This is a genomic window from Streptomyces sp. NPDC006335, assembly GCF_040612795.1.
In the GTDB taxonomy this organism is placed as follows: domain Bacteria; phylum Actinomycetota; class Actinomycetes; order Streptomycetales; family Streptomycetaceae; genus Streptomyces.
The window spans coordinates 119,470-142,879 of record NZ_JBEXQX010000004.1 but is presented as its reverse complement, the minus strand read 5'-3'; the positions used below and the strand labels follow the sequence as shown (position 1 = coordinate 142,879).

24 protein-coding genes and 1 tRNA gene are annotated in these 23,410 nt (G+C 71.1%); 9 read left to right on the top strand and 16 right to left on the bottom strand.

The features are described from left to right. Window positions 1-25: 25 nt before the first annotated feature. Window positions 26-685: a GntR family transcriptional regulator gene (locus ABZ098_RS14485; RefSeq protein WP_356590768.1), complete on the bottom strand. Its 660-nt coding sequence runs from the start codon at window positions 683-685 to the stop codon at window positions 26-28. Between the two features lie 96 nt (window positions 686-781). On the opposite strand from ABZ098_RS14485, the gene glyA reads away from it, so the two are divergent. The 5 genes from glyA to ABZ098_RS14460 are packed head-to-tail and all read left to right on the top strand — an operon-like array spanning window position 782 to window position 7,039. Next, entirely contained in the window at window positions 782-2,086 is a 1,305-nt protein-coding gene (glyA, locus tag ABZ098_RS14480; protein ID WP_356590766.1) for a serine hydroxymethyltransferase, read from the top strand. Next, the gene (locus ABZ098_RS14475; RefSeq protein WP_356590764.1) at window positions 2,083-3,303 is read left to right on the top strand and encodes a sarcosine oxidase subunit beta family protein; all 1,221 of its coding nucleotides are present in this window, start codon (window positions 2,083-2,085) and stop codon (window positions 3,301-3,303) included. The genes glyA and ABZ098_RS14475 overlap by 4 nt, the downstream gene beginning before the upstream one ends. A 10-nt stretch (window positions 3,304-3,313) precedes the next feature. After that, on the top strand, window positions 3,314-3,610 hold the full coding sequence (locus ABZ098_RS14470) for a sarcosine oxidase subunit delta (protein ID WP_356590762.1): 297 nt from the start codon (window positions 3,314-3,316) through the stop codon (window positions 3,608-3,610). Then, entirely contained in the window at window positions 3,607-6,435 is a 2,829-nt protein-coding gene (locus ABZ098_RS14465) for a sarcosine oxidase subunit alpha family protein (protein WP_356590760.1), read from the top strand. The genes ABZ098_RS14470 and ABZ098_RS14465 overlap by 4 nt, the downstream gene beginning before the upstream one ends. Beyond that, complete coding sequence (locus ABZ098_RS14460; RefSeq protein ID WP_356590758.1) at window positions 6,428-7,039, top strand: sarcosine oxidase subunit gamma family protein; 612 nt, start codon at window positions 6,428-6,430, stop codon at window positions 7,037-7,039. Before ABZ098_RS14465 ends, ABZ098_RS14460 begins: the two co-directional genes overlap by 8 nt. Before the next feature lie 56 nt (window positions 7,040-7,095). Here the strand turns inward: ABZ098_RS14460 and ABZ098_RS14455 are convergent, their stop codons facing one another. The 3 genes from ABZ098_RS14455 to ABZ098_RS14445 form a co-directional block, all read right to left on the bottom strand. Next, complete coding sequence (locus ABZ098_RS14455; RefSeq protein ID WP_356590756.1) at window positions 7,096-7,749, bottom strand: hypothetical protein; 654 nt, start codon at window positions 7,747-7,749, stop codon at window positions 7,096-7,098. A 47-nt stretch (window positions 7,750-7,796) separates the two neighbouring features. Next, on the bottom strand, window positions 7,797-10,001 hold the full coding sequence (locus tag ABZ098_RS14450) for a glycoside hydrolase domain-containing protein (protein ID WP_356590754.1): 2,205 nt from the start codon (window positions 9,999-10,001) through the stop codon (window positions 7,797-7,799). Between the two features lie 81 nt (window positions 10,002-10,082). Further along, on the bottom strand, window positions 10,083-10,469 hold the full coding sequence (locus ABZ098_RS14445) for a hypothetical protein (protein WP_356590752.1): 387 nt from the start codon (window positions 10,467-10,469) through the stop codon (window positions 10,083-10,085). Between the two features lie 262 nt (window positions 10,470-10,731). Here ABZ098_RS14445 and ABZ098_RS14440 point away from each other — a divergent pair, with 262 nt between their 5' ends. From ABZ098_RS14440 to ABZ098_RS14430, 3 genes are read left to right on the top strand one after another with little or no spacing between them, the layout of a single operon-like run. Next, the gene (locus tag ABZ098_RS14440; protein WP_356590750.1) at window positions 10,732-11,220 is read left to right on the top strand and encodes a hypothetical protein; all 489 of its coding nucleotides are present in this window, start codon (window positions 10,732-10,734) and stop codon (window positions 11,218-11,220) included. A 43-nt stretch (window positions 11,221-11,263) separates the two neighbouring features. Then, window positions 11,264-11,641: a hypothetical protein gene (locus ABZ098_RS14435; RefSeq protein ID WP_356590748.1), complete on the top strand. Its 378-nt coding sequence runs from the start codon at window positions 11,264-11,266 to the stop codon at window positions 11,639-11,641. Further along, on the top strand, window positions 11,638-12,783 hold the full coding sequence (locus ABZ098_RS14430) for a hypothetical protein (protein ID WP_356590746.1): 1,146 nt from the start codon (window positions 11,638-11,640) through the stop codon (window positions 12,781-12,783). Before ABZ098_RS14435 ends, ABZ098_RS14430 begins: the two co-directional genes overlap by 4 nt. A 27-nt stretch (window positions 12,784-12,810) precedes the next feature. Here ABZ098_RS14430 and ABZ098_RS14425 read toward each other — a convergent pair whose 3' ends face one another. The 12 genes from ABZ098_RS14425 to ABZ098_RS14370 all read right to left on the bottom strand — a co-directional run bounded on the left by ABZ098_RS14425 (window position 12,811) and on the right by ABZ098_RS14370 (window position 22,941). Continuing rightward, window positions 12,811-14,364: a serine/threonine-protein kinase gene (locus ABZ098_RS14425; protein WP_356590744.1), complete on the bottom strand. Its 1,554-nt coding sequence runs from the start codon at window positions 14,362-14,364 to the stop codon at window positions 12,811-12,813. Then, window positions 14,361-15,155 carry a serine/threonine protein kinase gene (locus tag ABZ098_RS14420; protein WP_356590742.1) on the bottom strand — a complete coding sequence of 265 codons (795 nt, stop codon included), beginning with the start codon at window positions 15,153-15,155 and terminating at the stop codon, window positions 14,361-14,363. Before ABZ098_RS14420 ends, ABZ098_RS14425 begins: the two co-directional genes overlap by 4 nt. Before the next feature lie 380 nt (window positions 15,156-15,535). Continuing rightward, a tRNA-Pro gene (locus tag ABZ098_RS14415) sits at window positions 15,536-15,609 on the bottom strand. Between the two features lie 91 nt (window positions 15,610-15,700). Further along, the gene (locus ABZ098_RS14410) at window positions 15,701-16,066 is read right to left on the bottom strand and encodes an MmcQ/YjbR family DNA-binding protein (RefSeq protein WP_356590740.1); all 366 of its coding nucleotides are present in this window, start codon (window positions 16,064-16,066) and stop codon (window positions 15,701-15,703) included. 30 nt (window positions 16,067-16,096) lie between these two features. Further along, entirely contained in the window at window positions 16,097-16,630 is a 534-nt protein-coding gene (locus ABZ098_RS14405; RefSeq protein ID WP_356590738.1) for a GNAT family N-acetyltransferase, read from the bottom strand. Next, the gene (locus ABZ098_RS14400; protein ID WP_356590736.1) at window positions 16,627-17,211 is read right to left on the bottom strand and encodes a helix-turn-helix domain-containing protein; all 585 of its coding nucleotides are present in this window, start codon (window positions 17,209-17,211) and stop codon (window positions 16,627-16,629) included. The genes ABZ098_RS14405 and ABZ098_RS14400 overlap by 4 nt, the downstream gene beginning before the upstream one ends. Window positions 17,212-17,260: 49 nt before the next feature. After that, on the bottom strand, window positions 17,261-18,163 hold the full coding sequence (locus tag ABZ098_RS14395) for a LysR family transcriptional regulator (protein ID WP_356590734.1): 903 nt from the start codon (window positions 18,161-18,163) through the stop codon (window positions 17,261-17,263). 31 nt (window positions 18,164-18,194) lie between these two features. After that, window positions 18,195-19,388, bottom strand: coding sequence for a glycine C-acetyltransferase (locus tag ABZ098_RS14390; protein ID WP_356590732.1), 1,194 nt, complete (start codon window positions 19,386-19,388; stop codon window positions 18,195-18,197). Between the two features lie 31 nt (window positions 19,389-19,419). Continuing rightward, window positions 19,420-20,448: an L-threonine 3-dehydrogenase gene (gene tdh, locus ABZ098_RS14385; protein WP_356590730.1), complete on the bottom strand. Its 1,029-nt coding sequence runs from the start codon at window positions 20,446-20,448 to the stop codon at window positions 19,420-19,422. Window positions 20,449-20,756: 308 nt separating this feature from the next. Continuing rightward, window positions 20,757-21,128, bottom strand: coding sequence for a nuclear transport factor 2 family protein (locus tag ABZ098_RS14380; protein WP_356590728.1), 372 nt, complete (start codon window positions 21,126-21,128; stop codon window positions 20,757-20,759). 32 nt (window positions 21,129-21,160) lie between these two features. Next, on the bottom strand, window positions 21,161-21,874 hold the full coding sequence (locus ABZ098_RS14375) for an SDR family oxidoreductase (RefSeq protein WP_356590726.1): 714 nt from the start codon (window positions 21,872-21,874) through the stop codon (window positions 21,161-21,163). A 128-nt stretch (window positions 21,875-22,002) separates the two neighbouring features. After that, complete coding sequence (locus ABZ098_RS14370) at window positions 22,003-22,941, bottom strand: LysR family transcriptional regulator (RefSeq protein WP_356590724.1); 939 nt, start codon at window positions 22,939-22,941, stop codon at window positions 22,003-22,005. Between the two features lie 107 nt (window positions 22,942-23,048). Here ABZ098_RS14370 and ABZ098_RS14365 point away from each other — a divergent pair, with 107 nt between their 5' ends. Then, window positions 23,049-23,372, top strand: coding sequence for a muconolactone Delta-isomerase family protein (locus tag ABZ098_RS14365; RefSeq protein ID WP_356590722.1), 324 nt, complete (start codon window positions 23,049-23,051; stop codon window positions 23,370-23,372). Window positions 23,373-23,410: the final 38 nt, after the last annotated feature.

The following is a 23,410-nucleotide window of genomic DNA, read 5'->3' as shown; positions in this document are numbered from 1 at the left end:
GCCGCCGCACACCGCCCCGCCGAGCTCAGATGGCCTCGCGGATCGCCTGCTCGAAACCCTCGACATGGCTGCGGGCGAGTCGTGCCGCCGTGTCGGCCTCGCCGGAGACGATCGCCTCGATCAGCGGTCCGTGCTCCTCGACGTGGCCGGCCATGTCGGACAGCCGGTCCACGAACAGGCACCAGATGCGGGTGGCGAGGTTGTCGTGGCGGACGAGGGTGTCCTCCAGGTACGGGTTGTGCGTGGCCGTGTAGATGGCGCGGTGGACCTGGAGGTCCAGGTGCATGAGCTCGGTGGAGGTGCGTCCCGAGGCCCCGGCGGTGTCGAGCTCCCGGCGCAGGGCCGTCAGGTTCGCCCGGTCGGTGGCCGTGGCGCGCCGGGCGGCCTGCGCCGCGGCCAGGGGTTCCAGTTCCTGGCGCACCTCTGAGATGTGGGCGAGGTCGGTGATGTTGACCTCGGTGGCGAAGGTGCCGCGCCGGGGGTAGGTCGTGATCAGGCGCTCGTACTGGAGCCGCTTGAGTGCCTCGCGCACGGGGGTGCGTCCGACCCCGAGGGACTGCCCGAGCTGCTCCTCGTTGATCGGCGCGCCGGGCCGGATCTCCAGCATGACGAGCCGGTCCCGGATGGCGCGGTATGCGCGCTCGGCGAGCGACAGCTCCTCGATCTCGGTCGCGACCTGCTGCATCGATGCCCCCTTGACCTGTGCGGGCGAGCTCCCATACCTTACCGCACAGGCTGATATATCAGTTGCCCATTAGCTGGCTCTCAGGATGGTGCACAGATGGCAACGAGTACGTCGCTCACCACGCCCACCTCGCCGCTCACCCTCCCCCTCAGCGAACTCGACCCGGACGTCGCCGCCGCCGTGGCCGCCGAGCTGCACCGCCAGCAGTCCACCCTCGAGATGATCGCCTCGGAGAACTTCGCCCCGGCCGCCGTGATGGAGGCCCAGGGCTCGGTCCTGACCAACAAGTACGCCGAGGGCTACCCCGGTCGCCGCTACTACGGCGGCTGCGAACACGTCGACGTGGTCGAGCAGTTGGCCATCGCCCGGGTGAAGGAGCTCTTCGGTGCCGAGGCCGCGAACGTCCAGCCGCACTCGGGCGCCCAGGCCAACGCGGCCGCGATGTTCGCCCTGCTGAAGCCCGGTGACACGATCCTCGGCCTCGACCTGGCGCACGGCGGGCACCTGACCCATGGCATGCGCCTCAACTACTCGGGCAAGCTGTACGACGTCGTGCCGTACCACGTCCGCGAGTCCGACCTGCGGATCGACATGGACGAGGTGGAGCGGCTCGCGCTCGCGCACCGGCCGAAGATGATCGTCGCGGGCTGGTCGGCCTACCCCCGGCAGCTCGACTTCGCCGCTTTCCGGCGGATCGCCGACGCGGTGGGCGCGTACCTGCTGGTGGACATGGCGCACTTCGCGGGGCTGGTCGCGGCGGGCCTGCACCCGAGCCCGGTGCCGTACGCCGACGTCGTCACGACCACCACCCACAAGACCCTCGGCGGCCCGCGCGGCGGTGTCGTCCTCAGCCGCGCCGACCTGGCCAAGAAGATCAACTCGGCGGTCTTCCCCGGTCAGCAGGGCGGTCCGCTGGAGCATGTGATCGCGGCGAAGGCGGTGGCCTTCAAGGTGGCTGCCTCGGAGGAGTTCAAGGAGCGCCAGCGGCGGACGCTGCGGGGCGCGAAGTTCCTCGCCGGCCGGCTGCTGGCCGACGACGTGGCCGAGGCCGGGATCTCCGTCCTGACCGGCGGTACCGAAGTGCATCTGGTCCTCGTCGACCTGAGGAAGTCCGAGCTCGACGGGAAGCAGGCCGAGGACCGGCTGCACCGCGTCGGCATCACCGTGAACCGCAACGCGGTGCCGTTCGACCCGCGCCCGCCGATGGTCTCGTCGGGCCTGCGGATCGGTACGCCCGCCCTGGCCACCCGCGGTTTCGGCGAGACGGAGTTCCGCGAGGTCGCCGACATCATCGCCGAGACCCTGAAGGGCGAACGCCCCGAGGACGAACTGCGCGCCCGGGTCGAGAAGCTCGCCGCCGCCTTCCCCCTCTACCCCCACCTCGACGGAGGCGCGGCATGAGTGCCGAACCGCTGCCGGAACACCCGGACTTCCTCTGGCGCAACCCCGACCCGAAGCGGTCGTACGACGTCGTCATCGTCGGTGCGGGCGGGCACGGCCTGGCCACCGCCTACTACCTCGCCAAGAACCACGGCGTCACGAATGTGGCCGTCCTGGAGAAGGGCTGGCTCGCGGGCGGCAACATGGCCCGCAACACCACGATCATCCGCTCCAACTACCTGTGGGACGAGAGCGCGGCGATCTACGAGCACGCCCTGAAGCTGTGGGAGGGGCTGCCGGGGGAGCTGGACTACGACTTCCTGTTCAGCCAGCGCGGTGTCCTCAACCTCGCGCACACCCTCCAGGACGTCCGCGAGGGCGTGCGCCGCGCGAACGCCAACCGGCTCAACGGGGTCGACGCCGAGTGGCTGGAGCCGGACGAGGTCGCCAAGGTCTGCCCCATCCTCAACGTCTCCTCCCGCACCCGGTACCCGGTGCTCGGCGCCACCTTCCAGCCCCGGGCCGGCATCGCCAAGCACGACCACGTCGCCTGGGCGCTGGCCCGCCGCGCCGACGAACTGGGCGTGGACCTGATCCAGGGCTGCGAGGTCACCGGCTTCCTCAAGGACGGCGACCGGGTCGTGGGCGTCGACACCAACCGCGGCCGCATCCACGCGGGCCGGGTCGGTCTCGCGGCCGCCGGACACAGCAGCGTGCTGGCCGAGCGGGCGGGCGTCCGGCTGCCGGTGCAGTCGCACCCCCTCCAGGCACTGGTCTCCGAACTGCACGAGCCGGTGCACCCGACCGTCGTCATGTCGAACCACGTGCACGTCTACGTCTCCCAGGCCCACAAGGGCGAGCTGGTGATGGGCGCGGGCGTCGACTCGTACAACGGCTACGGCCAGCGCGGCTCGTTCCACGTGATCGAGCAGCAGATGGCCGCCGCCGTCGAGCTGTTCCCGATCTTCGCGAGGGCGCATGTGCTGCGCACCTGGGGTGGCATCGTCGACGTCACCCCGGACGCCTCGCCGATCATCGGCAGCACGCCGGTGGACGGCCTGTACGTCAACTGCGGCTGGGGAACCGGCGGTTTCAAGGCGACTCCGGCGGCCGGCTGGACCTTCGCGCACACCATCGCCACGGGCGAACCGCATCCGCTGAACGCCCCCTTCGCCCTCGACCGTTTCACGACCGGCGCGTTGATCGACGAACACGGCGCCGCGGCCGTGGCCCACTGAGGAGGACCTGATGCTGCTGATCACCTGCCCGTGGTGCGGTCCGCGCAACGAGACGGAGTACCGCTACGGCGGACAGGCACACGTCCCCCACCCCGCGTCCCCGGCCGACCTCACCGACGAGCAGTGGGCCGAGTACGTCTTCTACCGTGACAATCCCAAGGGCCCTTTCGCGGAACGGTGGATGCACAGCATCGGGTGCCGCCGCTGGTTCAACGTCCTGCGCGACACCGCCACCCACGAGGTGCTGACCTCGTACCGGCCCGACGAGCCACGCCCCGAGATGCCCCAGGCCGGAGGGAACCGATGACCGACCACCAGCGCTTCCGGCTGCCGCGAGGCGGCCGTGTCGACCGCGGCACCCTGCTGCGATTCACCGTCGACGGGCGGGAGTTGACCGGTCACCCCGGCGACACCCTGGCCTCGGCGATGCTGGCGAACGGCCTCGTCGAGGTCGCTCCCTCGCTCTACCGCGGCCGCCCGCGCGGCATCGTCGCCGCGGGCGTCGAGGAGCCCAACGCCCTGGTGCAGCTGGGTGGTTCGTGCTCGGAGGGCATGCTCCCGGCAACGACCGTCGAGCTGTACGACGGCCTGTCCGCCACCACGCTCTCCGGCATGGGCCGACTCGACCCCACTCCGGATCCCGCCGTCTACGACAAGAAGTACGTCCACACCGACGTGCTGGTCGTCGGCGCCGGACCGGCCGGCCTCGCTGCGGCCACCGCTGCCGCCGCCTCCGGCGCCCGCGTGATCCTCGTCGACGAGCAGTCCGAGCCCGGCGCCTGGGAGGGTGCCCCCGAGCTGCGCGCGACGCTCGACGCCGCGCCCGAGGCCGTCGTACTGCGTCGGACCACGGCTTTCGGGTCGTACGACGACAACTACGTGCTGGCGCTCCAGCGCCGCACCGACCACTTCGGAGCGGACGCCCCCGAGGGTGTCTCGCGGCAGCGGCTGTGGCACATCCGCGCCCGCCAGGTCGTCCTGGCGACCGGCGCGCACGAGCGGCCGCTGGTCTTCGCGGGCAACGACCGGCCCGGTGTGATGCTCGCCGGGGCCGTGCGCACGTACCTCGACCGGTATGCCGTGGCGCCGGGTTCGCGGGCCGTGGTGGGCACGACCAACGACAGCGCCTACGACACGGTCGCCGATCTGCACGCGGCCGGCATCGACATCGCCGCCGTGGTGGACGCGCGCCCCGAACTGTCCGACCGGGCCGCCGAGGTGGTGGCGGCGACCGGCGTGCGGGTGCTGACGGGCAGCGCGGTGGTCGACACCTCCGGCGAGCACCGGCTCACCGGCGTCACCGTGCGGGCGCTCGACGCCGACGGGCAACTCACGGGTGGGGCCGACTCGTTCGACTGCGATCTGCTGGCCGTGTCGGGCGGCTGGAGCCCGGTGGTGCATCTGCACTCGCAGCGCCAGGGCAGGCTGCGCTGGGACGCGGAGCTCGTCGCGTTCGTGCCGGACGGGAGCGTACGGGACCAGCAGGTCGTGGGGGCGGCGCGGGGGACGTACGACCTCGACGGCTGCCTGGCCGAGGGGGCGCGGGCCGGGGCGCTGGCGGCGACGGCGGCGGGCTTCCCGGTGACCGTGCCGGCCGAGGGAACGCGGCGCGCACCGGGCCCGACGCGCGCCCTGTGGCTGGTGCCCGCCCCCGAGGGCGAACCCGGCACCTGGGACGGCCACTTCGTCGACCTCCAGCGCGATGTCACCGTCGCCGACGTGTGGCGCTCCACCGGCGCCGGCATGCGCGGGGTCGAGCACGTCAAGCGGTACACCTCCCTCGGCACGGCGAACGACCAGGGCAAGACGTCCGGCGTCAACGCGATCGGGGTGATCGCCGAGGCCCTCGGCGGCTCACTGGGCGAGATCGGCACCACCGCCTACCGGGCGCCGTACACGCCGATCGCCTTCGCCGCCCTGGCGGGGCGGGAACGCGGTGACCTGTTCGATCCGGAGCGGACCACCTCGATCCACGGCTGGCATGTGGGGCACGGCGCGGAGTTCGAGGACGTCGGACAGTGGAAGCGCCCCCGGTACTACCCGCAGGCCGGTGAGGACATGGACGCTGCCGTGGCCCGCGAGTGCCGGGCGGCCCGGGAGGGGGTGGCGTTCATGGACGCCTCCACCCTCGGCAAGATCGAGATCTGGGGCGCGGACGCGGGCGAGTTCCTCAACCGGATCTACACCAACGCCTTCAAGAAGCTGAAGCCCGGCACCGGACGCTACGGCGTCATGTGCAAGCCCGACGGCATGATCTTCGACGACGGTGTGACCCTGCGCCTCGACGACAACCGGTACTTCATGACCACCACGACCGGCGGCGCCGCCAACGTCCTGGACTGGCTGGAGGAATGGCTCCAGACCGAGTGGCCCGAACTCGACGTGCACTGCACCTCGGTGACCGAGCAGTGGGCGACCATCGCCGTCGTCGGCCCGCAGTCGCGCGCGGTCGTCGCCCACCTCGCCCCGGACGTCGACCTGTCCAACGAGGCCTTCCCGTTCATGGCCTTCCGCGAGACGACCCTGGCCTCCGGCATCCCGGCCCGCATCTGCCGGATCTCCTTCTCCGGCGAACTCGCCTACGAGATCAACATCTCCGCCTGGTACGGCCTTTCGGTCTGGGAGGAGGTGGACGCGGTCGGCCGGCCGTACGGCATCACCCCGTACGGCACCGAGACCATGCACGTCCTGCGGGCGGAGAAGGGCTACATCATCGTCGGCCAGGACACCGACGGGACGGTCACCCCGCAGGACGCGGGCATGAGCTGGGTGGTCTCGAAGCAGAAGGACTTCATCGGCAAACGGTCCTTCGCCCGCGCCGACACCTCCCGCACCGACCGCAGGCAACTGGTCGGCCTGCTCCCGGCCGACCGCACGACCCGGCTGCCCGAGGGCACCCAACTCGTCGCACCGGACGTGGACTTGGGGACGGTGCCGGTGCCGATGCTCGGCCACGTCACCTCCAGCTACCACAGCCCGGCCCTCGGCCGCCCCTTCGCCCTCGCCCTCGTCGCCGACGGGCAGTCGCGGAAGGGCCAGACGCTGCTCGCCCCGGTGGGCGAGGCGCTGGTGCCGGTCGAGGTGACCGACTTCGTCCTCTACGACCCCGAAGGGACCAGGCGAGATGGCTGAACCGATCACGGCGGGCCCGGTGGCCCTGCGCACCAGCCCCCTGGCCCACCTGGAGGAGCGGATGCGCGCCGCCGCCGTCCCAGGTTCCCGGGGCGTGACGCTGGCCGAGCTGCCGTTCCTCACGATGGTGAACGTGCGGGTCGACCCCGCCTCCGACGCGGCCGACCGGATCGGGCGAGCACTGGGGGCCCCGCTCCCCCGCCGCTGCGGCGACACCGCCACCCACGGCGACCGTACGGCCGTCTGGCTGGGCCCCGACGAGTGGCTCGTGCTCTCCCGGGCCGACGCCGGCACCGTGACCACCGAGCTGCGGGAAGCCCTGCGGGGCGACCCCGGCTCGGTCGTGGACGTCTCGGCGAACCGCACCACCCTGGAGCTGAGCGGCCCGTCGGCCCGGGAGGTGCTGGAGAAGGGCTGCCCGCTGGACCTGCACCCCCGTGCCTTCGGCCCCGGCAGCGCGGTGTCGACCACGGTCGGCCCGATCGCGGTACTGCTCTGGCAGACCGACGACACCCCGACGTACCGTCTGCTGCCGCGGTCCTCGTTCGCCGACTACCTGGCCCGCTGGCTGATGGACGCGATGAGCGAGTACGGCCGACCGTAAGGCGGACGCTCCGCCGTGCGCCGTCGCGCACACCGTGGGGTCCCCGACATCGGCTGTCAGGCGCCCAGGGAGAGCGTCCCCGCCCCCTGGCCGGGTACGTCCTCCCAGCCTCGGATCCTGGCCGCGAGCCGCTTCAGGCGCGCGTCCGAGGGGGCTACGTCGATCTGGAAGTGGGACTCGTTCGGACGGCGGAAGTCTCCACCCCAGGCCACCACGTCCTGGCATTCCTTGAGGATGTCGCGGACCGTGGCCAGTTGGTGGGGGAAGAGACCGCCCTTGGCGCCGTCCGGGTACCAGGTCGGGCGGATCGCGACCGCGGTCCCCGAGGCGTGGTTGGTCGCGTGGCCCTTCAGCGTGCTGTCCGGGGGGCGGAAGCCGATCACCTCCCCGTCGACGAGTGTGTCGATCTCGTAGTGGTAGCGGCGGATGACGTGTACGAGCACGGTGGCGGCCTCGCCGATGCGCAGGGCCACGGAGACCGAACTGCCCGGCACCTGACGGGTCCAGATGGCTCCCGAGGTGTCGGCCTGCGATTCCGTCGGCCAGCCGTTGGCGCTGGTGTGGTGCGCGGGCGAGCCGTCCGCGGCCGTTCGCGTGGACGCGGACGCCGGAGAGGGGACCGCGACAGTGGCGAGGCCCGCCGCCGCGGTCAGGCCGAGGCCGGTGCGCAGTACGCGGCGGCGCGGCGGGTGTGGGGATGAGATGGTCACGTCCGTCCTGTCTGAGAGTGTGGACTGCGATGGGTGCGATCGGTGCGTCACAGGCCGCGCAGGGGCGCGTTGTACTTCTCGAACACCTGGTGGAGGCCGAGCATCGCTCGGCCGTAGTCCTCAGCTCGCTCGTCGGTGCCGTTGTAGCGGGCCAGTGTGCGGCGGGTGTCCTCCTCGCCCGTGAACATGGACGGCCGGGGAACGCCGACGTCGTTGGCACCCTCGATCAGGACCGTCGGCACGGTCCGGATGTTGTAGTCGTGGTCGTTGTGCAGTTGCTGCCAGACGTTCCACAGGTCGTCCTCGTCGGAGGGGAGCATGAGGCTGCCGCCGATCAGGCCGGCCAGGATGCAGTGGTTGCGGCCGCGGATGGCGGTGGCCGCGAAGATCTGCGCGAGACCGGTGCTGGAGTCGGTCTTCGTGCTCAGCCCTGTCCCGTCGTAGTGGTCGATGACCGCCTCGTCGCCGACGACGTCCAGGGTGTTGTACATCCGCATCTCCCACAGGAGCGGGGCCTGGATGATGGCCTTGCGCATTCTGAAGGTGCGCGCGAGCTGGGTCACCAGCCCGTCGAAGCTCATCAGCAGGTCGAACGCCTCGGTGGTCGACCGGTATGTGAGCGCCTGGGCGCCCTGGTTTCCGCCCGTCTCCGGCACGCCCATGCTGTTGAGGAGATACGACTGGACGTCCGCGAGCAGGGCGCCCCGCATGGACATGTCCATATTGACGTCCAGGATTCCGGTGACCTGCCCGGTGCCGTAGGTGTTCTGGCCGACGTCACGGCCCGACACGATGTCGTTGTCGATCTCGATGAGACCGCTGCCCGCTCCCACCGAGACCGTGGAGATCTGGTCGAAGGCCCAGTCGTCGGGCAGCGGATAGCCGAGATTCCCGGAGAAGCCCGTGGACATGTCGCAGACGAAACTCGCCGAGGTGTAGCCCGCGGCGGCGACCCGGCTGCACACGTTCCGGGGTCCGTAGATGCCGGTCAGGTACCCCTGGCCGTGCTCGTTCATGATGTCCCGGATGCCACGGAAATGCGGCAGGATGTTGTCGGTCACCTCGTAGTCGAGCGCGTCGAAGTCGACGGCGAAGTAGATGCGGGTGCCGGGTTTGAAGCCGTAGTACTTGGCCCGCTCGATGGCCGCGAAGGCGTCGGCGATTCCCTGCGCGCGGCGGAAGTAGGCCGCCTCCCCGCCCCAGGTCTGGTAGATCGGGAAGCAGCTCAGACCGTACGCGGCCATCCGGCCCAGCTCACCGATCTTGATCTTCTTGTCGAGTGAGGTGCCCGGGACGTTGGACAGGTAGCGCCCCACGATCTGGTACCCCGCGTCCCTGAGCGCCGCCGCCCGCGCGTCGGTGACCTCGGTGACGCAGTCGGCCGCGGTCCCCCTGCGGGTGGCGTCACCGGTGGACACCAGCAGCGAGGCCCAGGTCTGGAAGTCCCCTCGGCCGGTTACCGGGAGCTTCGCGAAACTCTGGAAGCTGCGCACGCGTGTTGCCAGGTCGGCGTCGAAGGCGCTGCTGAACGACACCCCGGCGCGCTTGTTGAAGATCATGGCGGCGGTGAAGAGACTCACCCAGGTCCCCGAGGAGCCCTCCGAGAGGGGGTTGTTCCTGATGCCCTGCTGGGTACCAGGGCCGAAGACACCGTTCGCGACGTCGTCGCTCATGCCGATCTCGTACTGGATCGCAAGCATCAGTGCCTTCTGCACGTCCCGTGAGAAGTGACCGTCGCACGGCACGATGAAGAAGTTCCGGCGGCCGACATAGCGGCCGTTCATCCACTGCTGTACCGCGCGGGTCGGCTCGCTCCCGCCCTCGGTGACGACATAGGCGTCCATGGTGAGCAGGGCCTTGAACACCTTCGGCGGTACCCCGTCCGCAAAGGCGCCGCCGACGCCCATGTTCTGCTTCAGCTCGCGGACCGACGCCGCCACGGAGTCGTTGTAGGTGCCATCGATGCCGCCGCCGTCGTAGCCCTTGCAGTACAGCGCGGACTGCACGATCTTGAGGACCTTCTCGTGCCGGGTGCCCGCGTTGATGACGGGGTGGCGGGCCTGGAGGGTGGCGAGCGTCGTCGGGCCGAAGCTGTCGGACAGGGAGGTGATGCCCAGCTCGTACTGGAGCGCCCGGGTCAGCGCGAACATGACGGCCCAGCCGGTGCGGCCGTTCTCCTCGACCTTCGGGATTCCTGCGACGTTGTAGGAGTTGATGAATCTCTGTGCCTCGATGACCATTTGGTCGGCCATGCTGTGTCCTTTCACGCGCACCTTGGCTGCGGCGGGATTGACGACTGCCCGGGCCGGTGCGCGCACCGGCCCGGAAAGGGGTCAGCAGCGCTCGAGACCGTCGATCGAGTTGGTGGCGTTGTCGGTGTAGTAGCTGGCCATGTAGCCGCGGTGACCACTGGGGGTGAGCACCCAGACCCAGTAGGGGTTGCCGCCGACGCTCTGAGCCCCCTCCTGCTGGCAGTACACCCACACCTGGGCCGGGCTGCTCACTGTGGTCTGCACGTCCGGGCAGTTGGCGGCCGACGGATACAGGTAGCACTGTTCCCCGCCACCGGCACGGACATTGACGCCGGAGGCCCAGACGCCGTAGTAGCCCTCGCCGTGACCGGTCGCGTGGGCAGAGCCCGCCGTACCGAAGACGAGGCCGGCGGCGGCGATGACGGTGGACGCCGTGGCCGCGGCGGCGGCTCTCACGGAATTGATCATGAGTGATTCCCCCTTGGGACGGCCCAACAGGCCTTGGAAGCAAAGGTGCTGACCCGAAACAGCGACGTGGACAGAACCTAGCGAGGGCGCGGCTGACGAGGTCCTGACACATGTCAGGGCAACCGAGGGGGCCACCGCATCCGACCGCCACCCTGACATCCGTCAGGACCGCCGGTCCCCTTCCCCTTTCTAAGGTTCGAGTCGTCTTCCAGGCCCGGCGGTATCGCAGGGCACCCTCCACAGACAGGAAGAGACAGCTCCCATGCGCCCGTTCCGCTCCGCTCTCGCCACGGCCGCCGCCTTGACCGCGATCACGAGCGGCGTCCTCGTCGCTCAACCGGCGCAGCCCGCACACGCCTTGGCCTCCGACTGCGAAGGCGGCGCACATGGCTTCCGCGACCACCCCGACAACGCCGAGGGCGACACCGACAAGCCCGCCGACTTCAGCCTCGGCAGCGTCCGCATCACGCTGGAGAAGGGCGCCTACGTCGGCCAGCAGATCGCCTTCGGAAAGATCAGCGGCCGGACCCAGCCCGGCGACAACCTCTGGATGGACTGGCGTGCCGACGGCTGGGACCGCGACCGGAACGCCGTGTCCCCCTGGCTGCAGTGCGGGCCCTTCACCGTCCGCTCGGCCGGGCAGAGCCTGACCACACCGTTCCGCCGCACCAGCACCGACCCGCAGTACCAGTTCCGCGTCTGCGGCTCGCTGAAGTCGGACGGCGTGGTCCGCTGCTCCGACTGGTGGTAGAGCCCGCCCGCCGTTCCCGCTTCCCGGCACTCACCCGAAAGGCATGACCATGCGCAGAATCCTGCGCGGCGCCGCCGCGCTCGCTTTCACCGCCGCCGCCGTTCTCACCGGAGCCGCCCAGGCCCAGGCCGAGGGCGGCACATGGGACGGCTGCCCCTACGGCGCCGTCTGCATCTACCCGGAGAACGTGACGCCGGCCACCAACCCGCACCCGAGCCACATCTTCTACTCCTACGGCTTCCACCCCATCTACAACCAGTACGGCAACCACTGGATCCTCAACAACCAGTACGACGGCGCCCTCGTCGAGCTGTGCAAGTCCGTCAACACGGACTGCCACGAGTCCATCCCTCCGCAGGAGGGCTGGTACGTCGACCTCACGCCCATCAACTCCCTCAACCTCAGGGAGCACTACCAGTGAGGCGCCGACTTCTCGCTGGGGCCGCCGCGCTGCTGCTGATCGGCGGCGCGGCGGGCTCCGCCGCTGCCGACGCCCCGGCCGGACAGCCGGCCCGTCCCGCCACCGCGTCCGCCGAGGTACCCGCCGGTGTCAGTGCCGGGGTCGCCGTCTTCGACCGGCAGACCGGTACCTTCACCGAGCAGCTCAACACGAGCACCCGCTTCCGGTCCGCCTCGGTCGTCAAGCTGCTGCTGGCCCTGGACCACCTGTGGAACCGGGGCCCCGACTACACCGTGCCGGCCGCCGACCGGGCATGGCTGGAGCCGATGTTGCGCGCCAGCGACGACGACGCGGCCAGCGCCTACTGGTCGGACCACGGCGGTACGGCGATCATCACCCGCATGGTCGACCGCCTCGGCCTCAAGGACACGGCACCGCCGCCCACCGGGTACGAGGGCTACTGGGGTTACACCGCACTCTCCGCCCGCGACACGGTGACGATCTACCGCTACCTCCTGGACTCTGCGCCCGGCCCCGTGCGCGACTTCATGATGGGCAACCTGCGACAGTCCACCCGCTGTGCCTCGGACGGCTTCGACCAGCACTTCGGCATCGCCGGGGCGTTCGACAAGCCGTGGGCGGTGAAGCAGGGCTGGTCGGGATCCTCGTACGAGAAAGGCACCTGCGGCCCGAAGCGCACCGTGACCGCGTCCGTGGCGCGGGCGGGGAGTCCGGCCGCGGACGTGGATCTGACGCGGCCCGCGCTGCACAGCACGGGCACCGTGGGCGCCGGTGACCGGTCCATCGTGGCCGTGTTCACACTGCATCCCGTCGGCACCTCGTACGGGAAGGCGTACACGGACATCGGACGGCTGACCCGTTCCCTGAACGTCCCGGGGGCCGCGCGGCCCGCGGGATGGTGGTACGGCACGTGGAGCGACCATGTGAACGTCCGCCCCAAGCCCGGCACAGGTGACGCAGCCATCACCCAACTCCCGGCGGGCGTCGAGGTGTTGGTGGGCTGCCAGGCCAGGGGCGAGGTGGTGAACGTACCGCCTTACACCAATGAGTGGTGGGCGTACCTCCCCCGGTACGACGGCTGGATCTCCAACATCTACATCAACTCGCCCGACAACAAGATGCCGGACGTCAAGGACTGCTGAACGGCCCCGGGCGACAGCTCCGCCACCTCACCGCTCGTAGTCGGCGAGGTAGCGGAGCACTTTCTCGACGTGCGGACGCACCCGTGCGGGGACGCCGCCCTCCGTGATGACCGTGCGGTCGCTCGTGCGATAGCCGGCCACCATCAGCGCCTGAAGGTCCTTGGCGGGCATGTCGGCCTCCTTGAACTGCTGGTCGAGCCAGCACACGTACAGCGACATCGTGGAGATCGCGTCCGGCGGCGACCGGTAGTCCTTGTCCCCGTCGCCGTCGCCGTCGACCGCCCAGGCCCGGAACACCGACGGCGTCCACATGGCGATGCCGTACTCCTCGCTGGCCGGGCGGGCCGCGTTCACGTCGAACCCGCTCTCCGCCTTGAGCATGGCGGCGAGAAACGCGGGCGTGACCTCCGCGTCGGTGCAACGGTGGGCGGCCTTCACGATGACCGGTCGCAGTGCCTCGGGTACGTCGGAGTCCTCCGGGATCTCCCCGGCGGCCGGGCTGTGCGCGCCCGTGACGACGGCCGGTGCGCGCCGCCCCTGGTCCTCCTCGTCGCCTCCCCCGCCTCCGCCTCCGCCTCCGCCGCCGAGCAGCGCGGCCCCGCCGACGGCGGCGACCGACAGCACGGCGAGCACGGCGGCGACCGGCAGCAGGCGGCGCCGACTGCCCGGGTGTGCCAGTCGCTCGATGCGGGCGGACAGGTTCGCGGCGGTGTGGCGCAGGCGGCCCGCGTGATCGGGCGCCAGACAGTCCTCGATGAGCCGGCGCCACTTGTCGTCGAGCCCGGGGTCCAGACGCAGCGGCGCGGTGCCCCGGGCGTAGGCCTGCGCGGCGAGCGAGCGGGCGCGGGCGGTGGCGCCGGGGAACGGGTGCAGGCCACCGGTGAGCACCTGGTGGGCGAGGACGCCGAAGGCCCAGATGTCGGCGGTCGGCCGGACCATCGTCCCGGCCGCCCCGGTGCGCTGGGACCACCACTCGGGCGGCACATGGTCGAGCGTGCCGAGCGGCGGCACATAGGCGTGGGTGCCCTCCATTTCGGCGGCCAGGCCGAAGTCGGCGAGCCAGGCCGCTCCGTCCGTGCCCAGCAGCACGTTGGCGGGTTTGAGGTCGCCGTGCACCCAACCGGCGCCGTGCATATGGGCGAGTCCGGCGGCGACGCCGCGCAGGACCCGCACGGCGTCCGGGATCGGGCGGCCTGTCGCGGCGGCGTCCAGCACCTGACGCAGACTGGCCTCGGCCCGGTCCATGACGAGCGCGATGGCACCGTCCAGCGCGGGCAGCTCGGGCGCGTCCACGGTGCACACCGCATGGGTCCGTACGAGGTGCGGGTGGTCCGCCTCGGCACTGAAGCGCACCTCGCGCGCGACGAGTTCGCCGAGCGCGGCACGCTGACCGGGTGCCAGGGCGTTCGTCGGCAGCACCTTCACCGCCACGACCGCGTCATCGTCGACCGCGTGGGCCTCGTACACGGTCCCCCAGCCGCCCGACCCGATGACGGCGTCCACCTGCCAGCCCTCGATGCGGAAACCCGTGGGCAGCCGCGGCGATTCGAGAGCGCCCCGCTCGGCGCCTGAGGAGGTCATGCGTCGCTCTCCTGGGAGACGGGCCGTCTGCGGGACGGCAACAGGGCGAGGTGTTCTTCGCGCACCAGGCCGAAGCGCAGGGCGAGGGAGGCCAGTCGAGCGCGCTTGACGCCGGTGCGGCCGTTGGCGTCGGCGCCGGGCTCGTCGCCGAGGTCCAGGCGCAGCTTGGCGAAGGCCAGGTAGTCGATGTGGTAGTTCACCGCGGAGCGGGTCAGACCACGACAGCTCTCCAGCGGGCGAAGTCGCTCCGCGATGTCCCCGGCGCCCGGCAGTACGTCGTCCGAGGGGTTCCGCAGTCGCGGCTCGCACAGGGCCACCAGCACCAGAAAGTACTTCGCCGTCGCGTCGAGCGCGTAGGGATGCACGGTCAACTCCCCGGCGCCGGGCGGAGACTGCTCGTCCAGATAGGCGTGTTGCGGTGCGAACACCTTGAAGTCGACGGTCCCGCCCAGCGCGGGCAGGACGACTCTGGAGAATTCGAAGGGCACCGGCGCTCCGAGCCGACCTGGCGCGACGGTGATGTATTCGCCGGCCCCCTCCAGGTTCTCGACCACATACGCGGTGTCATGGCTGAAGTTCGACAGCCGCCAGTAGTCCTCGGCCGCCTCCAGCCGTCCCGCACGCCGGGAGATCCCGGGGTCGGGCAGGACGATGGAGACTGCCCGGCCGCCGGGCGTCCCGCGCCCGAAGTCGGCCACGTCCCCCGGTCCCATGTGGAGCAGCCCGGGTCCGCCGACGTCGACTTCACTCGGCCGTGACGGGCCGGGCGGTTGCACAATGATCGTTTCCATACGGCCTTTCCCCCGATGTGGTCGCCAGGATTGTAGAGACGCCTGGAGGTTTCCGCCGACCCGGTGCCTGCGCACGGGGCAGGGCGCACCCCTCGGTCACGGTCGCCCCTTCGCCGCCGCCTCGTGAGTGGAACGTTCGCCACGGCGCGCCGGTTTCTGGTCAAAAGCCGCACGCATGACGTCGTTACCCGTGCCAGGCACCGTGTACGGGCCGATTCCAGGGGTGAGAGCACGAGGCACGACCACTAGGACGATCGGCCGATCATCCCGGTTCCCTGCGCGGGGCCGCTCAGCGCGTCCTGTCCGCCGGCCCCTCAAAAACGATCAAGGGCCGGTTTCGGATACCTCCGAAACCGGCCCTGACCTGCAACTGTCTCCAGTCGGGACGACAGGATTTGAACCTGCGACCCCTTGACCCCCAGTCAAGTGCGCTACCAAGCTGCGCCACGTCCCGATGCCCGCCTGACCTGGGGTTTCCCCTGGCCGAACGTGCAGAGAAACCATACCGCACTCGGGTCGGTGGTCGCGCACCCCTTTCGTCCGCCTCACCCCCTGGGCGGATCGGACAGCCCCAGCTCCGGGTACGCGTCGAGGAGCCGGGACGGGGCGGCCTGCCGCCAGGAGTCGGCGAGGATGTCGCGCAGTTCGTCCTCGTCCTCGATCGCGGCGAGGCGGGCGCGCACCCAGGCGAACTGCGCCTCGTGGTCGGCGATCCAGAACTTCCCCGGTTCGGCCAGCACCAGCTCGTCGCGCTCCTCCTTGGGGCAGCGCACGGCGATGGAGGTCTCGTCCTCGGGCAGCGTGGCGAACATCTTGCCCGCTACCCGGAACGTGGGCATGCTCCAGGCGATCTTCTCCGTCGTGTCCGGCAGGGACAGGGCGATACGGCGTACGTCTTCGGCGTCCGGCATGACAGGCACCGTAGCGGCTGGCACTGACAATCACCTGGTCGGAGCGGTCGCTCCGAGCCGCTTGTAGTACAGGGTCGTCGGCCGCAGCACCCCGGCGGGGTCGGCCGCGTAGTCGGGGATGACACCGGCCCGGGTCCAGCCGGCCGCGCCGTAGAGGCGTTCGGCGGGGCTGTCGGTCTCGGTGTCCAGGTGCAGCAGGGTGATCCCGGCCGAGCGGGCGGCCTCCTCCGCGGTACCGAGGAGCCGCCGCCCGAGGCCCCGGCCCCGCGCGTCCCGGTGCACCATCAGCTTGACCAGCTCCGCGCGGTGGCGGGAGTTGGGCTTGTCGGGGAAGGCCAGGCTGACGGTGCCGACCGCGCGGCGACCGTCGTACGCCGCCCACACCGCCAGGTGTCCCGCGGCCACGGCGCCGACGCGCTCCTTCCACCACGCGACGGCCGCCGCGCGGTCCATCGGCGCGAGGAACCCGATGGAGGCGCCGCCGTCCACGGTGTCGATCAGCAGATCGGCCAACTCAGCTACGCAGTGCGCGAGTTGGCCCTGGTCGAGTCGGTTGACGATCACGGCAGGACCACCGCCAGCACATACCGCACGGCGTCCGGGCCCGCGCACCGGAACCGCGTCGGCCCCCACACGCGCAGCCGCAGACAGTCCCCCGTGTCGAGGTGGTGCTCGACGTCCTGGGCGGTGACGTCGAGCACGCCCTCCAGGACCCAGATGTGCTGCTCCAGGCCGGGTACGGGCGGCCGGTCGTAGGCGATGTCGGCACCGGCCGCGAGCCGTCCCTCGACGAGTTCGCCGCGGAGCCCGGGGTGCGGCGGCGACACGGACCGCCGCAGGAACCCGGAGGCCCGATCCTCCCACGCCGGCTGCTCGGCGCTGCGCACCAGCGGCACGGGCTCGGCCTCGGCCTCGATCTCGCTGAGCAGCTGGGACATGGTCCGCCCGTACACCCCGCACAGCCGGTTCAGCAGCGAGGCGGTGGGGCTGATCTCGGCCCGCTCGGCACGGGAGAGGGTGGACTTGCTGACGCCGCTGCGCTCGGCCAACTCGCCCAGCGACCACCCGCGTTCGGCCCGCAGCTCGGCGAGCCTGACGCCCAGCCGGGTGTCGACGGGATCGGGCACGGAGTCGTCTTGTCTCACATTCGGGACGCTATCCCATATCCGGGATCTCCTCCAGTCCCAAGGTTGCCTATCCCTCGGCGACCGCTTCGAGCGCGTCGAGGACCGGACGGATCAGGGGGTGCTCCTCGGCTCCGCGCCGTACGGCGGCGAAGACCCGGCGGGTCGGGGCCACCCCGTCGACCGGCCGTACGACGACTCCGGCGAGGTCCATGCCGATCAGCGCCGAGCGCGGCACCAGCGCCACCCCCGCGTCGGCCGACGCGAGTGCGACCACCGCGCGGAAGTCGTCCGAGGAGTGCTCCAGGCGTGGCTGGAAACCGGCGTGCTCGCAGGCGAGGACCACGACGTCGTGGCAGGGGTTGCCGGGGTAGGGGCCGATCCACGGGTCCTTGGCGAGCTCCGCCAGCGGCACCTCGTCCGTGTCGGCCAGCCGGTGGCTCACCGGCACGACCGCGTCGAAGGGCTCGGCGTACAGCGGCACGTGCGCCAGACGCGGATCGTCGGCGGGGGGTGCCCCGCGGTACTCCACCGCGACCGCCACGTCGACCTGCCGGTCCAGGACCATCGGCAGACTGGCGTCGCCCTCGGCGTCCTGGACGCGGATGCGGATGCCGGGGGCGGTCGCGGCGAGGCGGGCCACCGCGGGCGCCACGACCAGGGCGATCCCGGTCGCGAAGGAGGCGACCGTGACCGTGCCGGCCGCGCCCGAGCTGTAGGCGGCCAGCTCGGCCTCCGCCCGCTCCAGCTGGGCAAGGACGGCGTTGGTGTGGCTGAGCAGGATCTCGCCCGCGGGAGTCAGTCGTACGCCCTTGGCGCCGCGCTCCACCAGGCGGTGGCCGGTCTCCTGCTCCAGGGCCGTGAGCTGCTGGGAGACCGCCGAGGGTGTGAGATACAGCGCGGCGGCAGCCGCCGTGACCGTGCGGTGGTCGGCCACCGCACGGAGGATGTGCAGCCGCCGCGCTTCGATCATGTGAACGATTCTCTCAGGTCACGGGGGCTTTTCAGCCATCGAGTTCCGCCCGGGCCGCGACGAAGGCGTCCACCGCGCGGTTGACGTCGTCCGTGGAGTGCGCGGCCGACAGCTGCACACGGATCCGCGCCTGGCCCTGCGGCACCACCGGGTACGAGAAGCCGATCACGTACACGCCCCGCTCCAGGAGCAGCTCCGCGAGGCGTGCCGCCCTCGCCGCGTCCCCGATCATCACGGGCGCGATGGCGTGGTCGCCGGGCAGGACGTCGAAGCCCTCCTCCGTCATCCGGCGCCGGAACAGCGCGGTGTTCTCCCGCAGCCGCACCCGCAGGTCGTCGGCCGACTCCAGCAGGTCGAGGACCTTCAGGGAGGCCGCGGCGATCACCGGGGCCAGGGTGTTGGAGAAGAGGTACGGCCGTGAGCGCTGGCGCAGGAGTGCGACGATCTCGGCGCGGGCGGCCACGTAACCACCGGAGGCACCGCCGAGCGCCTTGCCGAGGGTGCCGGTGATGATGTCGACGCGGTCCATGACGCCGTGCAGCTCGGGGGTGCCGCGGCCGCCGGGGCCGACGAAGCCGACCGCGTGGGAGTCGTCGACCATGACCATGGCGTCGTGGCGGTCGGCGAGGTCGCAGATCTCGCGGAGGGGCGCCACGTAACCGTCCATGGAGAAGACGCCGTCCGTGACGACCAGCTTCCGGCGCGCGCCCGCGGCCTCCTTCAACTGCCGTTCCAGATCGGCCAGATCGCGGTTGGCGTAGCGGAAGCGGCGGGCCTTCGAGAGCCGGATGCCGTCGATGATGGACGCGTGGTTGAGGGCGTCGGAGATCACCGCGTCCTCGGGGCCGAGCAGCGTCTCGAAGACACCGCCGTTGGCGTCGAAGCAGGAGGAGTACAGGATCGTGTCCTCCTGGCCGAGGAAGGCGGAAAGGCGTGCCTCCAGCTCCTTGTGGACCTCCTGGGTGCCGCAGATGAAGCGGACCGAGGCCATGCCGTAGCCCCAGCGGTCCAGGGCCTCGTGCGCGGCGGCGATCACCTCGGGATGGTCGGCGAGACCGAGGTAGTTGTTGGCGCAGAAGTTCAGGACCTCGCCGGGGCGGCCGCCCGCGGAGACGTTCACGGTCGCCGACTGCGGGGTGTCGATCACCCGCTCGGGCTTGTGCAGCCCGGCGGCGCGGATCTCGTCGAGGGTGGCGCGCAGGTCGTCGCGCACGGAGTCGAACATCGTCAGTCCCTAAGTCCGTCGTCCAGTCAAGTCAGTTGGTCCAGTCGAGGATGACCTTGCCGCCGCGGCCGCTCGCCGCGTCGGCGAACGCCGCCTCGAAGTCGCGGTAGCCGTACCGGCCGGTGATCACGGGGGCGAGGTCGAGGCCGCCCTCCAGGAGGACCGACATCGCGTACCAGGTCTCGAACATCTCGCGGCCGTAGATGCCCTTGATGGTGATCATCGAGGTGACGATCCGGGCCCAGTCGACCGGGAACTCCGCGGCCGGCAGTCCCAGCATCGCGATCCGGCCGCCGTGCGTCATGTTGGCGATCATGTCGCGCAGGGCCTCCGGCCGTCCGGACATCTCCAGGCCGATGTCGAAGCCCTCCCGCAGCCCCAACTCCCGCTGTCCGTCGGCGATCTGGGCCTCCGACACGTTCAGCGCGAGGCTCACGCCGATCTTCCGGGCCAGTTCGAGGCGCTCCTCGCTGACGTCGGTGACGACGACGTTGCGGGCACCGGCGTGCCGGGCCACCGCCGCCGCCATGAGCCCGATCGGCCCGGCCCCGGTGATCAGCACGTCCTCACCGACCAGCGGGAAGGACAGCGCCGTGTGCACGGCGTTGCCGAACGGGTCGAAGATCGCGGCCACGTCGAGGTCCACGGGGACGCGGTGCACCCACACGTTGGCGGCGGGCAGGACGACGTACTCGGCGAAGGCCCCGTCCCGGCCGACACCCAGCCCGACCGTGGCCCGGCACAGGTGCCGCCGCCCGGCGAGGCAGTTGCGGCACTTGCCGCAGACGAGGTGCCCCTCGCCGCTCACCCGGTCGCCGACCCGGACGTCCGGCACATCGCGCCCGGTCTCCACCACCTCGCCGACGAACTCGTGCCCGAGCACGAGCGGGGTCCGGATCGCCTGCTGGGCCCAGCCGTCCCAGTTCCGGATGTGCAGGTCGGTGCCGCAGATACCGGTACGCAGCACCTTGATCAGCACGTCACCGGGCCCGACGGCCGGCTCCGGAACGTCCGCGAGCCACAGCCCGGGCTCCGCCTTCTCCTTGACCAGCGCCTTCAAGGTACGGCTCCTGTGGGTGCGAGGGGTGGAAACGCCCAGCAATCTGCCGTACGACACCGCCGCGGTCCATCGAGACTTTCTTAAGCGGTGCCACAGCTCCGCTTCACACCTTCGCACGGGGACCCGGAACTCGCCGCCGCTGAACGGTCCGCCGAGCCTTTGGCCGACCAGCGCCGGGTCGGCGGTGTAGGCCACCGGAGTGAGCCTGGGCAGTACCGGCGCCGGCCGGCACCCGGCACCCCACGACCGGGCCCGCGATCATTGCGGGCCCGACGTGAGGACACAGCCCACCGACGCCCCCGCGGCCCCTAGTCGAGGCGGGACACCTGGTAGTGGGCGATGGACCAGTCGTCGCCCGTGCGGGTCAGGAGAACCGCCAGTTTGACCGTGACCGGGGGGCGGTCCGTGAAGGTGAACTCGGCGTCCAGGTAGCCCAGGACGAGGCCGTCGGCGGGGCGCCGCGTCTCCAGGATCCGGTAGGCCGCCTTCATGCCGGGCGGCTGGGAGTCGTAGTACTCGGCGACGCCCTGCCGTCCGACGCTGTACGGGTGCAGTCCCTGGAAGACGGCGTCCTCGGTGAAGAGGGCGGCCACACGGTCCGGTCGGTGGGCGTCGACGCCGGACTTCCAGCGGTCGAGGACGCCGCTCAGGATCGTCTTCTCGTCGAGTGTAGTGATCATTTTCGCTTCCCTGTAGGCGCGTTGACGGTTCGTCAGTGACCCGCGCTCATACCGCCGTCGACATGCAGGATCTCGCCGGTGACGAACGGCGCCGTCTCCAGGAAAAGCACGGCGTCGACGATGTCGCTCACCTCGCCCATCCGTCCGACCGGGTGCAGCGCGGCGAGGAACTCATGGGCCTCCTCGGTGTGCATGGGCGTCTTGATGGTGCCGGGCGACACGGCGTTGACGCGGATGCCGCGGGTGGCGTACTCGACGGCGAGCGACTTGGTGGCGGACTGGACACCGCCCTTGGTCAGTGAGGCCAGCACCGACGGGACCCTGGAGTCGGCGTTGTCGACCAGGCTGGTGGTCACATTGACGATGTGGCCGCCGCCCCGGGCCAGCAGGTGCGGGACGGCCCGCTGGGTGAGGTGGAAGACACCGGCGAGGTTGATGCCGGTCACGGCGGCGTAGTCCTCGGCCGTGTACTCGGTGAACGGCTTGGCGACGAAGACACCCGCGTTGTTGACCACGGTGTCGACGCGGCCGAACCGCTCCACGGCGGCCGCGACCACGCGCTCCGCGGTCGCCGGGTCGGCGATGTCGCCCTGGACGGTGAGGACGTCCGCGTCGTCGACGGGCGCGATGGTGCGCGAGGTGGCGACGACGGCGTATCCGAGCTTGCGGTAGCCCTCGACGAGCGCGGCGCCGATGCCCTGCGAGGCGCCGGTGACGATGGCGACCTTCTGGTTCTGCGTGCTCATGGTGACCTTCTCCGAGTCGGTGACCGGTCCTAGCCGACCGGTCGACTATTTGGAAGGTAGGCCGGTCCCGGCACGACACGGAAGGATCGGCTTCCTCCCGTCTGGGAGGCACCGGCTCCCAGCGCAGGTCAGCCGGGGAGCGCGTACGGATCGTCGGCGGGCAGCCAGGCGTCCGGGGCATGGAGGCCGAGGTCACCGACGCCTTCGCACAGGGCGCCGACCACGGCCAGGACATGGGCGCGGTCCTCGTTCTCGCGCTGGACCAGGGACCAGGTCCAGTAGACCTTCGGTGCGACGATCTCGCGGCGGACGAGGTCGGGCGGGAGCGGACTCGTCTGTCCCTTGGGCGAGTTGACGACCGGGCGGGTGCAGCGGCGCACGTGGTCGAAGAAGGCGGGGCCGGTGATCGCGCCGTCGGAGATGCGGACCGTACGGGCGCCGGTGGCTTGCGCGAGCTCTTCTCCGTACACGTTCCAGGACGCCCAGGCGGTGACGTCGTCGTCGATGAGCACGTCGGTGTCCCGTGCCGTCACCTCAGGCACGTCGCCGCTGTCGCCGCCCCTGGACACGGCGTAGAGCCGGTCGGCGCCGATCAGCCGTGCCCGTAGCCCGAGCCTGCGGAGATCCTCGGTGCGCACCCAGCAGACGGCGAGGTCCAGGCTGCCGTCGGCGACGCGCGCGGCCTGGGTGTGGGAGGGGGCGACCCAGGCGTCGACGTGCACCTGCGCCACCGCCGCCGTACGCGACATGAGGTCCGGGGGAAGCCAGTTGACGTATCCGAGCCGCACCGACTGCGAGCCGGACAGGCGGCCGGCCCGGTGTTTGAGGTCGTCGGCGCGGTCCAGCAGGGCACGGGTGTGCGGGAGGAGGGCGGCACCGGCCGCGGTGAGGGAGACCTTGCGGCGGTCCCGGTCGAACAGCCGGACGCCCAGGTCCCGTTCGAGCGCCTTGATCTGCTGGGAGAGCGAGGGACCGGCGATGAGCAGCCGCTCGGCGGCCCGGCCGAAGTTCAGCTCCTCGGCGACCGCGACGAAGTACCGCAACTGGCGCAGTTCCACGGGCGCCATCGTACGCCCGTGGGAGCCTGCGCCTATCAGCAGCGAGGAAGCCGGTCGTGGCATCGGCGCAGGTGGGGCGCGCAGGATGGGCTCACCTACGACGAGCGGAGCGCGTCATGCGAGAGTTCCTGGTCGAGATCACCACCACCGTTCCCGAGGGCATCGGACAGCCGGAGGTGGACCGGCGGCGGGCCGCCGAGGCCGTCCGCGCGAGGGAACTGGCCGCGACCGGCCATCTGACCCGACTGTGGCGCCCGGTGGGCGAGTTGCGCAGCATCGGCGTGTGGCGGGCCGCCGACGAGGAGGAGCTGCACGCCAAGGTGCTCGGCACGCTGCCCCTGCGCCCGTGGATGACCCTCACGGTCACCCCGCTCGAGCCGCACCCCAACGACCCCGGCACGAAGCCCGAGTCACACCCCGACGAGCCCGGCACGAAGTGAGCGCCTCATCCCCCTGGAGCCATGTTGTCCGGGCCGCG